The sequence below is a fragment of the Aeromonas genomosp. paramedia genome (genome assembly GCF_023093515.1).
In the GTDB taxonomy this organism is placed as follows: domain Bacteria; phylum Pseudomonadota; class Gammaproteobacteria; order Enterobacterales; family Aeromonadaceae; genus Aeromonas.
Window position 1 is genome coordinate 232616 of the sequence record NZ_JAAROG010000003.1, and the last position, 13341, is coordinate 245956.

Genomic DNA, 13341 nt, shown 5'->3' on the forward strand with positions numbered 1-13341 from the left:
ATAACGCATGGATGTGTATATGTTTGGGCTATTAAGTAAGGGATCCCTCCTCTCCTTGGCGGGCATTGATTTTGGCAGTCAAACCATCAAGGCCGTCACCCTCAGCGGACGTCCTGGCAAGGTGCATCTCGAATCGGTTGCCGAGATACCCATGCCCAAGGGCACCCTGGTCGATTATCAACTGCAGGACATTGAACGGGTCAGCCAGTCCCTCAAGTCGCTCAAGCGGCTCATTCAAGGGGATTGTCAGCAGGTGGCCACCGCCGTGACAGGCTCCAATGTCATCACCAAGGTTATTCAGGTTGATGCCAACATCAACGAGAACGAGCTGGAGAACCAGGTTCACCTGGAGGCAGAACAGCTCATTCCCTTCCCCCTCGACGAGGTCAGCCTGGATTTCGAGATCCTCGGCCTGACGGCCGACGAGAGCCGCCAGGAGGTGCTGCTGAGCGCGGCGCGCACCGAGAGCGTCAACGGTCGGGTCAGTGCGCTGACGGAGGCAGGCATGAATACCATGGTGGTGGACGTGGGGGCCCATGCGCTGGGACGTGCCGTGCTGGCCTGTCTGCCCGAGCTGCAAACCTGGGACAAGCCGGTCGGCATCGTCGACATCGGCGCCAGTGCCATGACCTTTGCCGCCCTGCTCAGGGGGGAGGTCGTCTACTCCCGCCTGCAGAATTTCGGTGGCGATCAATACAGCCAGGCCCTGGCCTCTTTTTACAGCATGAGCCTGGACGAGGCGGAGCTTGCCAAGGTTCAGGGCAGCTTGCCTGCCGACCATGAAGTGGATGTGTTGTTGCCCCACCTCAGCACCCTGGTGCTGCAGGTCAGGCGCAATGTGCAGCTCTTTTGCAGCTCGTCCGGCAACAAGGAGCTGTCAAAACTGGTGCTGACGGGAGGGGGCAGTCTGCTGCCTGGTCTCGTCGGGCAGATAGGCAGCGAGCTCAACTGTGAAGTGCTGCATCCCGACCCCTTCGCCTTGTTTGGCAAGCCGAAGGGGGAGGGCGGCCTCATCCATGGAGCCAAATACATGGCGGCATTCGGTCTGGCACTGCGGAGCTTCACACCATGTCAAATATAAACCTCCTGCCATGGCGGCTGGCCAGGGCCCAGCGCCAGAAGAAGCAGTTTGGCATCATGATCGGCCTTTTTCTGGCGGCCACCGCCTCTCTTGCCTTTGCTGTCGACTGGCTGGTGCAGCAGCAGATCGGGTCTCAACAGCAACGCAACCAGCGTCTGCAGCAGGAGATGGCCACGCTCGATACCCAGCTCGGCGAGATCCGGCTGCTCAAGGAGCGCCGCAAGGAGCTGATCGATCGAATGCAGCTTATCGAGCAGTTGCAGACAAGGCGCAACATACCGGTACGTCTGTTCAACCAGCTACCCGTGCTGGTGCCCAATGGGGTCTATCTCAATACCCTGGCCTTGCAGGCAAACAGAATCGATGTCAACGGCAAGGCAGAAGCTTATGGCCGGGTTGCCAGCATGATGAGGCGCATCGACGGGTCTGGCTGGTTGGGACAGTCCCAGCTCAGTACCATCTTCTCGGCAGACGTGGCGCCCGTGGCTCTCAGCCAGTTCTCCATGATGTTCCAGATTGCCGGCGTCGCTCCGGTCGCGACTAAGGGGCAACAATGAACCTGCAACAGCTCAATGACCTGGATCTCAATGACATTGCGCGCTGGCCGAAAGTCGCCAAGGGGATCTTCATCCTGTTCTGCTGCGCCCTGCTGGGCGGCGCCATTTACTACTATGTGATTGCCAACTCCCTGACGGCCTTGCGCCAGGAAGCCGCTAAAGAGCAGGAGCTGAAGGCCCAATTCGAGAGCAAGGCCATGCTGGCCGCCAATCTGGAGGCGTACAGGAAGCAGATGGTGCAACTGGAGCATCTGGTGGATACCCAGCTCAAGCAGTTGCCCAACACCCATGAAGTGGCGGGGTTGCTGGATGACATCAGCTTCATTGCCACCGATAACGGGCTCAAATTGAACAGGATCAACTGGGAGGCAGAGGTCAAACACGAGTTCTCGACCGAACTGCCCATGCGCATCGAGGTGGTGGGCACCTATCATGAGCTCGGCAAGTTCACGGCAGACATGGCCGCGTTGCCGCGCATCGTGATCCTGGAGTCGTTTCAGCTCAATCAAGGCCCGGGTCAGGACGAGTTGATAGGCATGTCCATGCAGGCCAAGACCTACAAATACAACGGTAAAAACCTGGAGCAGAAGCCATGAGCATGAGAGTGATCGCACTCCTCTTGCCGGTGCTGTTGTTGACGGCCTGCGGCGGGCAGGAGGACATGGACGAGTACGTACAACAAACCAAGGCGAGGAAACCCATCCCGATCGAGCCCTTGCCGGAGATAAAGCCATTCTCCCCTATGGCCTATCAGCACAGCGATCAGCGCAGTCCCTTCATTGAACCGCAACCGGAGACCAGCTCCAGGGTGGATGCCAAGACCAAGCCGGACTGCGCCCAGATAGTGGCCAGTCGGGAGAAGGAGGTGCTGGAGCGTTACTCGCTGGCCAGTCTGAGCATGAAGGGGTCCATCGGCAAGCAGGGACAGTTGTGGGCACTGATCAGGACTCCGGACGGGCAAGCCGTGCGTGTGGGGCTCAATCAGTACATGGGACTGGATCAGGGAAGAGTCATCAAGATAACGAATACCCATGTTGACTTGATGGAAACGGTACCGGATGGCAAAGGATGCTGGGTCACCCGAGAAACTCAGCTGGCCATGGCCAATCTCGACGCAAAACTATGATCAGGGATGAGCAGAGATGAGAACAACAATAAGAAGGATGAGGGGTGTGGCGCTGCTGTGGCTGGGCGCATGTACCCAGGTGTGGGCGGTGCCGGCGTTGCAGGAGGTCAAGGTGAATCCGCTGCTGGCCGATCAACTCCTGCTGGAGCTGAGCTTCAGCGAGCCAGTGAGCGGATTTACCGACAGACTGTCGTATGAGCCCAATCAGCTCCTGCTGCACGTGCCAGGCGCCATAGGGGCGCTGACGGTCAATCCGCTGCCCATCAAGCAGCAGGGGGTGGACAACCTCAAGGTGGAGGGCAAGGGAGAGGGGCTGGATATCAAGATAGCGCTCGATCAACTGACCCCTTATCAGGTCCATCAGCAGGGCAACAAATTGCTGGTGTCATTGGGAGAGAAGGCCGGCCAGCCGGTGGCTGCGACGACGAGCTCCCCTGCTGCCAGTCCGTCGGCACTAGTCAGGAGTCAGCCTGTGACCCAGTCTGCACTGATTGATACCCAGCGGGTTGCCCAGAACCAGTCTCAGTACCAGCCCGCGGCTGTCTCCTCTCCCGTGGCGGCTCCCGCCCCCGTTGCGGCCAGCAAACCCGTGCTGTCCGTCTCTCAGGCGAATGCGGGCGGCGCTTATTTCAACTCGGTCAAGGGGGTGGATTTTCGCCGTGGCAAGGAGGGGCAGGGGGAGTTTCTCGTGACCCTGGACAACAGCTCGGCGGCGGTGGATGTGAGCAGTCGTGGCCAGAAGGTGCTCGCCAAGTTCCACGGTACCCGGATCCCGGATGATCAGCTGAATCTTATCAATGTGCAGGATTTTGCGACCCCGGTCTCTCAGGTGGAGGTGTTCCGCCAGGGCAATGACACCCTGTTTGAGCTCTCGGTCAACGGCCAGTTTGATTATCGCTACGACCAGGCCGACAAGATGTTCATCATAGAGGTGAAAAAACGGGTTGCCACCACGACAGCGAAACAATATCAGGGCAAGCCAATCTCGTTGAACTTCCAGGATATTCCTGTACGAACCGTGCTGCAGATCATCGCCGACTTCAATAATCTCAACCTGGTGACCACGGATTCCGTCTCCGGCAACATCACGTTGCGCCTCGACGGTGTGCCCTGGGAGCAGGCGCTCGACATCATCCTCAAGGTCAGAGGGCTCGACAAGCGGCTGGACAACAACATACTGCTGGTGGCCCCGGCGGACGAGATTGCCGCACGAGAGAAACAGCAGCTGGAGAGCCGCAACCAGGTGGCCGATCTCGCACCGCTCTATACCGAATATCTGCAGATCAACTATGCCAAGGCATCCGAAGTGGCGGCCCTGCTCTCCTCCGAGAGTACCAAGCTGCTCTCTCCCAGAGGGGCGGTGAGCGTGGATGAGCGCACCAACGTGCTGGTGGTCAAGGACACGGCGGATGTCATCGGCAACGTCAAACGGATGCTGGACATCCTCGATATTCCGGTCAAGCAGGTGGTGATCGAGGCGCGCATGGTGACCATAGACGACGGCTTCGACGAGGCATTGGGGGTGCGGTGGGGGGTGACCAAGAATGACGGTCACGGTAACAGTACCTCGGGCACCATAGAGGGCAATGACGGGTCGGGTAATGGTACAGGGATAAATACTCGTCCTGAGATTGAAGACAGGCTGAACGTCAACCTGCCGGTGACCAATGCCGCCGGTACCCTGGCCTTCCAGGTTGCCCGTCTGGCCAATGGCACTCTGCTCGACCTTGAACTGTCGGCGCTGGAGAAGGAGAGCAAGGCCGAGATCATCGCGAGTCCTCGGGTCACCACGGCGAACCAGAAGCCGGCCCTGATCGAGCAGGGGACAGAGATCCCCTATGTGGAGTCCTCGTCCAGCGGGGCGACCTCGGTCACCTTCAAGAAGGCGGTGCTGAGTCTCAAGGTCACGCCACAGATCACCCCGGACAACAGGGTCATCCTGGATTTGACCGTGACTCAGGATACCAAGGGGGAAACCGTCCCGACCGGTACCGGGGATGCGGTCTCGATCAACGCTCAGTCCATCACCACCCAGGTGCTGGTCAACAACGGCGAGACCCTGGTGCTGGGCGGCATCTATCAGCAGACCATCAAGAGCGACGTCAGCAAGGTGCCGTTGCTGGGGGATATTCCCGGTCTCGGTTACCTGTTCAAGAAAACCACCAGCGAGAACAAGAAGCGTGAACTGCTGATCTTCGTGACCCCGAGGATAGTCACCGACGCCCTCTGAAAACTTTACATGTGAGGGTAAAACACATATAACCTTACGCCCCGATGAGGCTGGGGCGTAAGGGCTGCGGTTGCCAGTCCTGGTTTCTATTGAGATAATCCCCCTCCTGATCCATCGCAAGATAAGGTTCATAGGTACCCCGGTCGAGTAGTTACCGGGGCCATACAGTTTGTAATTACTAACGAAAAGACATGGCTGAGAAACGCAATATTTTCCTGATAGGTCCCATGGGTGCGGGCAAGAGCACCATAGGTAGACATCTGGCAGAACAACTGCACATGGAGTTTTTCGACTCAGATCATGAGATTGAGCGCCGCAGTGGTGCCGATATCGGCTGGGTGTTCGATGTTGAAGGCGAAGAGGGTTTCCGGATCCGCGAAGAGAAGGTGATCGGTGAACTCGCCGAGCAGCAGGGTATCGTGCTGGCAACGGGCGGCGGCGCCATCAAGAGCCGTGAAACCCGCAACAAACTCTCTGCGCGCGGCATCGTGGTCTACCTCGAAACCACCATTGAAAAGCAACTGGCGCGTACCCAGAGAGACAAGCGTCGCCCCTTGTTGCAAACCGAAGAGCCGCCCCGCGAAGTGCTGGAGCGTCTGGCCCTCGAGCGCAACGCCCTGTATGAAGAAGTCGCTGACTTTGTCATCCAGACGGATGATCAAAGTGCAAAAGTTGTAGCTAATCAAATCGTTAAGTTGATTGGCATGTAATCAATAGAGGACGTCCATGGAAAGGTTGAAGGTCGAACTGGGTGAGCGCAGCTACCCGATTGAGATAGCTGCTGGTCTGTTGCAACGCCCCGAGGTGCTGGCGCAGACGATCAAGGGCAAGCGGGTCATGATAGTGACCAACACTGTCGTCGCCCCCTTGTATCTTGAGCAGATCATTCAGTTGCTGCCCGGTTTTCAGGTTGAACACCTGATCCTGCCGGATGGCGAGGCCTACAAGACCCTGGCTACCTTCGAGCGGATCATGTCTGCTCTGCTGGAAACCAGTCATGGTCGTGACACCACCCTCATCGCCCTGGGGGGCGGCGTGATAGGCGACGTTGTCGGCTTTGCTGCGGCAAGCTATCAACGAGGCATTCCGTTCATTCAGGTGCCTACCACACTGCTCTCCCAGGTTGACTCCTCCGTCGGCGGCAAGACCGCCGTCAACCACCCTCTTGGCAAAAACATGGTGGGTGCCTTCTATCAGCCCAAGCATGTGATCATCGATACCGATTGCCTCAAGACCCTGCCTGCGCGGGAATTTGCCGCCGGCATGGCCGAGGTGATCAAGTACGGCATCATCTGGGATGCGGCCTTCTTCTCCTGGCTCGAAGTCAACATGGCGCGGCTGCAACGCCTTGACGCCGATGCCCTTTCTTATGCCATTCGCCGTTGCTGCGAAATCAAGGCCGACGTGGTCGGTCAGGACGAGACCGAGCATGGCGTGCGCGCCCTGCTGAACCTGGGTCACACCTTCGGCCATGCCATCGAGGCCGAGAAGGGCTATGGCAACTGGCTCCATGGGGAGGCGGTGGCGGCGGGCATGATGCTGGCGGCCGAGACTGCCCTGGCCCGTGGCGACATGACGGCGCAAGAGGTTGCACGAGTCCGCGATCTGCTGCTGGCGGCGGACCTGCCGGTGCTGGCGCCGCCCGAGATGGATTTTGCCGCCTTCATTCGCCATATGCGCCGTGACAAGAAGGTGCTGGAAGGCAAGCTGCGGCTGGTGTTGCCAATCGGGATCGGACAGGCCCAGGTAGTGGCCGATGTGACGGATGCGCAATTGATGGCGGTGATCGAGTCTGGTCGTGACCAATAACAAATTGCTGAAATTGCCTTCCCAGCGGCAGCTGGTTGACCGGCTGCTGCATCTGATTGAGTTCAATCACCCCTTTATTTTTCTCTCGGGCAAGCCCGGCAGCGGCCGTGGCACCCTGTGTGAATCCCTGCTTGCCCAACTGCCTGACTCGGTTCGGGTGGTGAGCCTTATCGGCAGCCCGGCCATGAAGATGGCGGACGTGCGCCAGTTGCTGCTTCAGCAGGTGGTGGCGCGCCCCCTGTTCAATGCGCAGGATGCACTGGCCGACAGCTTCTTCCGCATGCAGGAGGGTAAGCCTTCCAGCATGCTGCTCATGATCGAGCGCGCCGACACCTTGCCCGCCGAACTGGTGGGGGAGCTGTGGGCAGTCTGTCGCCACAACGATACCCTGGCCTCTCCCCATAAACTGGCCATCCTGCTCTCGGGCTGTGACGTCTGGTGTCGCGATCAGAAGAGTGCCCTCAAGGGGCGTGCCATGCCCGCGCTCGAGCTGGAAGTCGCGCCACTGAGCGCGCCTGAGCAACGGATTTTCCTGTATGAGAAGGCCAAGGAGCTGAAGATCCCGGCGGCCCTCTTGCCCAAGCCGAAAGTGGAAGAGATCCTGAAGGGGGCGGGGGGACACCCGTCCGCCATCATGCAGTCATTGGAGGATGTCATGACCGACAGAAGGCCCAAGAAACGTCAGGCCGAGTTGCCCGTCAAGAAGATTGCGACCGTGCTGGCCCTGGCGGCCGCCGGTTTGCTGGCCCTGAGCTATCTCCCCCTGTTCGAGGAGGCGGGCAAGGAGCAACCCCAGACCTCGACCCAGGGGATGGCGTTGCCCGACCCCGTCGCGACCGATCCGCTGAGCGTCGGCGCGGCGAGCGGTGCCCAGGGGAGCCAGGCGAGCAGTGGCGCCGATGCCAGCACTTCAGGCAACCAGGTCGCCCGGGATTGGCAGCCCGATGCCAAGACCTTGCCCAAGAAGGTCGAGAGCGAGACGGTCACCACCGAATCGAGCAATTACGAGGGGCGCCGGGTCGTCATCTCCGACGAAGTGGTTGAGAAACTGATGACACAGCCCAACGTCAGCGGTGCCCTGCCGACGGCCGTGGTGGACGAGCTGGTCGGAGGTAGTTCCCGTGCTGCTCCGACCGGGGCGGCGGCACAGGCACAGAGCACGGCGCCCGTTGCCAAGACGACTGCCACTCCTGCCGCGACTGCGCCCGCCGCGGCGCCGGCACCCAGGGTGGCCCTGACGCCGGTGGCGACCCTCAACAAGAAGGCGAGGAACCACTACAGCATCCAGCTGATGGGGGCGAGCAACACCCAGGCGGTCGACAGCTTCGTGGCCGAGCATGGGCTGGCGGGCAAGGTCTGGGTCTACAAGACCCGCTTCCGTGGCAGCCCCTGGTACGTGGTGGTGCAGGGCGACTATGCCAACAGCACCCAGGCCAAGGCGGCGATCCGCAAGCTCTCCCCCGCCTTGCTCAAGGGACAACCCTGGCCCAAGTCGTTTGCCCAGATACAAAAAGAATTGAAGCAATAGCCAGTCGCCCGGGGAAGGGGGTAGAATCGTCCCCCTTTTTTGGGCATTGCCTTCTTAACACCGGACTTCCATGAAAAAAACACGCGCGTTTTTAAAATGGGCCGGGGGAAAATACTCCCTGGTCGAAGAGATTGCCGAGCGCTTGCCGGCCGGGCGTGTGTTGCTGGAGCCCTTCGTCGGAGCGGGCTCGGTGTTTCTCAACACGGATTACGATGCCTATGTGCTCAACGACATCAATCCGGATCTGATCGGTCTCTACAATCACCTCAAGCGGCAGCCGGACAACTTCATCCGCGAGGCGCGCAAGCTGTTTGTGGCCGAGCACAACCACAAGACCGCCTATTATCGGCTGCGTACCCAGTTCAACCAGACCGAAGCCGGGTTCGAACGGGCTCAGCTGTTCCTGTTTCTGAATCGCCACGGGTTCAACGGCCTGTGCCGCTACAACAAGAAGGGCGGCTTCAACGTGCCGTTCGGCTCGTACAAGAAGCCCTATTTCCCGGAGAAAGAGCTGTGGGCCTTCGCCGAGAAGGCCCAGAAGGCCACCTTCATCTGCGAGAGTTATGCCGATGCCATGGCCAGGGCGGAGGAGGACTGGGTGATCTACTGCGATCCCCCCTATGCGCCGCTCTCCACCACGGCGAGTTTCACCACCTACTCGGCCGGCGGCTTCACCCTGGACGATCAGGCCCTGCTGGCCAGGCTGGCCCGTCATACCGCCGCCCACAAGGGGGTGCCCGTGCTCATCAGCAACCACGACATCGAGCTGACCCGGGAACTCTACCGCGGGGCCCGGCTGGACGAGATCCTGGTCAAGCGAACCATCAGCCGCAACGGTGGCAGCCGCAACAAGGTGGCCGAGCTGCTGGCGCTCTATCCGCCCGGCATAGCCCCCGAGCAGGGCCATTACCCCGGTGAGGCCGAGCTGGTCTCTGTCGGCTGAGTCATGAACGGTCCCTGCGGGGACCGTTGTCGTTTCTGCCCGGGCATTGCGCCTGTCTGGTCGGGTAAGCACGGGCCCGCGTCTTCTGCAGGTGCGGGTCGTGTTCATCCCACCTTTGCGGTGAGACTCGCGGTCCGCGTCTTCTGCACTTGCGGGTCGTTTTCATTCCGTGTTTGTGGTGAGACTCGTGGTCCGCGTCTTCTGCACTTGCGGGTCGTTTTCATTCCGTGTTTGCGGTGAGACTCGCTGCTTGCGTCTTCTGCACTTGCGGGTCGTTTTCATTCCACGTTTGCGGTAAAATTGCGCCGCTTTTTCTGCCACGCTGCCAATGGATGACGCTGATGAAAGACTTTCTGATTGCCCCCTCTATCCTCTCCGCCGACTTTGCCCGTCTGGGCGAGGATGTGGCCAAGGTGCTGGCCGCCGGAGCCGACGTGGTGCACTTCGACGTGATGGACAACCACTATGTCCCCAACCTGACCATAGGCCCCATGGTCTGCCAGGCCCTGCGTGACTACGGCATCGAGGCTCCCATCGATGTGCACCTGATGGTCAAGCCGGTGGATCGCATCGTGCCCGATTTTGCCAAGGCGGGTGCCAACCTGATCACCTTCCACCCGGAAGCCTCCGATCACGTGGACCGTACCCTGGGTCTCATCAAGGAGCAGGGTTGCCAGGCCGGTCTGGTGCTGAACCCGGCCACGCCGCTCACCTGCCTGGAGTACGTGATGGACAAGCTGGACGTGATCCTGCTGATGTCGGTGAACCCGGGCTTTGGTGGTCAGAGCTTCATCCCCGGCACCCTCGACAAGCTGCGTCAGGTGCGTCGCCTGATTAACGAGAGCGGCCGTGACATTCGCCTCGAGATCGACGGTGGCGTCAAGGTGGAGAACATCCGCGACATCGCTGCCGCCGGGGCTGACATGTTCGTGGCGGGCTCCGCCATCTTCGGCAAGCCGGATTACAAGGCGGTGATCGACCAGATGCGGGCGGAGCTGGCTCATGTCCGTTGAACGTCCCTTCGATCTGGTACTGTTCGATCTGGATGGCACCCTGATTGACAGCGCCTCCCAGCTGGCGCTGGCAGTCAACCGCACCCTGACCGATCTGGGGCTGGCCGAGGCCGATGAGGCCGTGGTACGCACCTGGGTCGGCAACGGCGCCGACAAGCTGATCCAGCGTGCGCTGGACTACCGCGAGGCGCCCGAGCTGTTTGCCAAGGCCCGCCCCCTGTTCGACCAGCACTATCAGGCTTGCCTGCTGCAAGGGCTGGCCATGTATGACGGGGTGGAGCAGAGCCTGCGTCGCCTGCAGGCGCTCGGTTACCGGCAGGCCGTGGTGACCAACAAGCCGAGTCACTTCGTGCAGCCCATTCTGGATGCCCTCGGCATCGGCGACTGTTTCGCTCTCTGGCTGGGGGGCAACTGCGTGCCCGTCAAGAAGCCGAGCCCGGATCCGCTGCTGCACGCCTGCCACGAGCTTGGGGTCAGCCCGTCCCGCACCCTGATGGTGGGGGACTCCGAAAATGATGTGCTGGCCGCCCAGGCTGCCGGCATGAAGGTGGTGGGGCTCACCTACGGCTACAACTATGGCCGTCCCATCGCAGATTCCCGCCCTGACTGGGTATGCGAGCAGTTTGCAGAGCTCGATGCCCTGTTGGCTGAATAACAAGGATCAACACATTCATGGCTAAACCAATCGTATTGAGCGGGGCCCAACCCTCGGGCCAGCTGACCATAGGCAACTACATGGGAGCCTTGCGTCAGTGGGTCAACATGCAGGATGACTTCGACTGCCTCTACTGCATCGTCGATCTGCACGCCATCACCACCCGCCAGGAGCCTGCCGCCCTGCGCAAGGCGTGCCTGGATGCCGCTGCCCTCTATCTGGCGGTCGGCATAGATCCGGCCAAGAGCACCGTCTTCATCCAGTCCCACGTGCCTCAGCACGCCGAGCTCGGCTGGATCCTGAACTGCTACACCCAGATGGGCGAGCTGTCGCGCATGACCCAGTTCAAGGACAAGTCCGCCCGTTTCGAGAACAATGTCAACGTCGGCCTGTTCGGCTATCCGGTGCTGATGGCGGCGGACATCCTGCTCTATCAGGCCAACCAGGTGCCGGTCGGCAACGACCAGAAGCAGCATCTGGAGCTGACCCGCGACATCTGTACCCGGTTCAACAACCTCTACGGCGAGGTGTTCACCCTGCCTGAGCCCTTCATCCCGACCGACGGTGCCCGGGTGATGAGCCTGCAGGATCCCACCAAGAAGATGTCCAAGTCCGACGACAACGAGGCGAACTTCATCGGCCTGCTGGAAGATCCCAAGCAGATCGTCAAGAAGATCAAGCGGGCGATGACCGACTCCGACGAGCCGGCCGTGGTGCGCTTCGATCCCGAGAACAAGCCAGGGGTCTCCAACCTGCTGACCCTGATGTCCGGGGTGACTGGTCGCTCCATCCCCGAGCTCGAGCAGCACTTCGAGGGCAAGATGTATGGCCACCTCAAGAGCGAGACGGCCGATGCCGTGGTCGCCCTGCTGGAGCCCATCCAGGCCCGCTTCCGCGAGCTGCGTCAGGATGAGACTCATCTGCAGGCAATTTTGGCGGCTGGCGCACAAAAGGCGCGGGAAAGGGCTGAAAAAACCCTGATCAGCGTATATGATGTTGTCGGCTTCGTTCCTCGAGCCTGACATACTGGGAAGGTGTAGTTGTAGAGAGCTGGGTATTTGCCTGGCTTTCTTTGTTTTACCCGACCCCTGGTTCGTCATCTCCTATTCCAATGTCAAACGCGGGCGCTTGCCCCAAGAGAAAGCATGTCTGTCGAATCAAATACAGTGATTGAAGAACTGAGTGACAAGGGCCACTGGCTGCGCAAGTTCCGCAAGGCCAAGAACCTCAACACCCTGCAGCTGATGGTCTCCAATGCCATCGACAAGCACCACAAGACCCCGGCCATCGCCGCCGCCATCTATCTGGCCGAATGCCAGCGCGAGCGCGAGCTGGAGCAGGGGCGTTATCTGGATCGCTGAGGCGCTCCCGGGCTCTGCCCATCTGCCGATGGGCCGCCATTTCACACCCCGCTTTTGGCCCTCGCGCCTTGCTTCGCCTTTTCCCCAGTCCAGTCATGGGCTATCCGGCGTCTTCTGCCTGCTCTCGTTTGCCTCCCTGCTAAAGGGCATGGGTTGCATGGGGCAATGCCGTCGAGCTGACAGACAGTTAATCTTGTAGTAAAGAGGCCGTCTCCATACCCGTGCGACAGCCCCTCAGCGGTTTATTAACCCGGGCAGACATGCCAGAATGCGCGGCGTTTGTCCGTAGATAGCCACAATGGGCTGTCCGATCACCGCCTCGACTTCCTTCTCAGGGCTTTTGCATGCTGTTACTCATCGACAACTACGACTCCTTTACCTGGAACCTGGTGCAATATTTCGGCGCCCTGGGCCAGGAGGTGGTGGTCAGGCGCAACGACGAGCTCAGCCTTGAAGAGATAGCCCGGCTTGCCCCAAGCCATCTGGTGATCTCTCCCGGCCCCTGCACGCCGAACGAGGCGGGCATCTCGCTGGCGGCCATCTCCCGTTTTGCCGGTGAGATACCCATTCTTGGGGTATGCCTCGGTCACCAGTCCCTGGCCCAGGCGTTCGGCGCCCATGTGGTCCGTGCCCGTCAGGTGATGCACGGCAAGACCTCCCTCATCCGCCATACGGGGGAGGGGGTGTTCAAGGGGCTCAAGGATCCACTGCGGGTCACCCGCTACCATTCCCTCATCGTGGAGCGCGCAACCCTGCCCGACTGTTTCGAGGTGACCGCCTGGAGCGAACACGCCGATGGCTCCATGGACGAGATCATGGGGCTGCGCCATAAAACAGTGGCGCTGGAAGGGGTTCAGTTCCATCCGGAGAGTATTTTGAGCGATCAGGGCCACCAGTTGCTGGCCAACTTTTTGGCCGTTTCCTGAAAAAATCGTGATCCTCGTCTCATAATCGAAATGAGGCCAAAAAACTTTTCCCTGACACTTTATTCACCCTGCTTCCTGCCCAAATTATCTCTTGCCAACACCCCCTGAGCCG

The 13341-nt window shown here is 60.2% G+C and carries 14 protein-coding genes; all 14 read left to right on the plus strand.

Features of this window, described 5'->3' with window-relative positions; translation table 11 throughout:
- Window positions 1–19 precede the first annotated feature (19 nt).
- The 14 genes from tapM (at window position 20) to HB860_RS03625 (ending at window position 13229) form a co-directional block, all read left to right on the plus strand.
- Window positions 20–1081 (plus strand): PilM family type IVa pilus assembly protein TapM, encoded by a 1062-nt coding sequence (gene tapM / locus HB860_RS03560; RefSeq protein WP_348773018.1) that lies wholly within the window; start codon window positions 20–22, stop codon window positions 1079–1081.
- On the plus strand, window positions 1069–1638 hold the full coding sequence (gene tapN, locus HB860_RS03565) for a PilN domain-containing protein (RefSeq protein WP_247625763.1): 570 nt from the start codon (window positions 1069–1071) through the stop codon (window positions 1636–1638). Before tapM ends, tapN begins: the two co-directional genes overlap by 13 nt.
- Entirely contained in the window at window positions 1635–2234 is a 600-nt protein-coding gene (tapO, locus tag HB860_RS03570) for a type 4a pilus biogenesis protein PilO (RefSeq protein WP_247625764.1), read from the plus strand. The genes tapN and tapO overlap by 4 nt, the downstream gene beginning before the upstream one ends.
- A 2-nt stretch (window positions 2235–2236) precedes the next feature.
- Window positions 2237–2764, plus strand: coding sequence for a pilus assembly protein PilP (locus HB860_RS03575; RefSeq protein ID WP_247625838.1), 528 nt, complete (start codon window positions 2237–2239; stop codon window positions 2762–2764).
- A 16-nt stretch (window positions 2765–2780) separates the two neighbouring features.
- Entirely contained in the window at window positions 2781–4994 is a 2214-nt protein-coding gene (locus tag HB860_RS03580; RefSeq protein ID WP_247625765.1) for a type IV pilus secretin PilQ, read from the plus strand.
- A gap of 191 nt (window positions 4995–5185) precedes the next feature.
- Window positions 5186–5704, plus strand: coding sequence for a shikimate kinase AroK (gene aroK / locus HB860_RS03585; RefSeq protein ID WP_005329951.1), 519 nt, complete (start codon window positions 5186–5188; stop codon window positions 5702–5704).
- Between the two features lie 16 nt (window positions 5705–5720).
- Complete coding sequence (gene aroB, locus HB860_RS03590; protein WP_202046466.1) at window positions 5721–6803, plus strand: 3-dehydroquinate synthase; 1083 nt, start codon at window positions 5721–5723, stop codon at window positions 6801–6803.
- Window positions 6793–8331 carry an SPOR domain-containing protein gene (locus tag HB860_RS03595; protein WP_247625766.1) on the plus strand — a complete coding sequence of 513 codons (1539 nt, stop codon included), beginning with the start codon at window positions 6793–6795 and terminating at the stop codon, window positions 8329–8331. Before aroB ends, HB860_RS03595 begins: the two co-directional genes overlap by 11 nt.
- Window positions 8332–8401: 70 nt before the next feature.
- Complete coding sequence (locus tag HB860_RS03600) at window positions 8402–9274, plus strand: Dam family site-specific DNA-(adenine-N6)-methyltransferase (RefSeq protein WP_247625767.1); 873 nt, start codon at window positions 8402–8404, stop codon at window positions 9272–9274.
- Between the two features lie 341 nt (window positions 9275–9615).
- Complete coding sequence (gene rpe, locus HB860_RS03605) at window positions 9616–10287, plus strand: ribulose-phosphate 3-epimerase (RefSeq protein WP_247625768.1); 672 nt, start codon at window positions 9616–9618, stop codon at window positions 10285–10287.
- Window positions 10277–10942, plus strand: coding sequence for a phosphoglycolate phosphatase (locus tag HB860_RS03610; RefSeq protein ID WP_005329960.1), 666 nt, complete (start codon window positions 10277–10279; stop codon window positions 10940–10942). The genes rpe and HB860_RS03610 overlap by 11 nt, the downstream gene beginning before the upstream one ends.
- A 17-nt stretch (window positions 10943–10959) precedes the next feature.
- Window positions 10960–11964, plus strand: a complete 1005-nt coding sequence (trpS, locus tag HB860_RS03615) for a tryptophan--tRNA ligase (protein WP_025326158.1) — start codon at window positions 10960–10962, stop codon at window positions 11962–11964.
- Window positions 11965–12087: 123 nt separating this feature from the next.
- A complete protein-coding gene (locus tag HB860_RS03620; protein WP_106887541.1) occupies window positions 12088–12303 on the plus strand; it encodes a hypothetical protein in 216 nt (71 codons plus the stop codon).
- Window positions 12304–12647: 344 nt separating this feature from the next.
- Complete coding sequence (locus HB860_RS03625) at window positions 12648–13229, plus strand: aminodeoxychorismate synthase component II (RefSeq protein ID WP_247625769.1); 582 nt, start codon at window positions 12648–12650, stop codon at window positions 13227–13229.
- The last annotated feature ends 112 nt before the right edge of the window (window positions 13230–13341 follow it).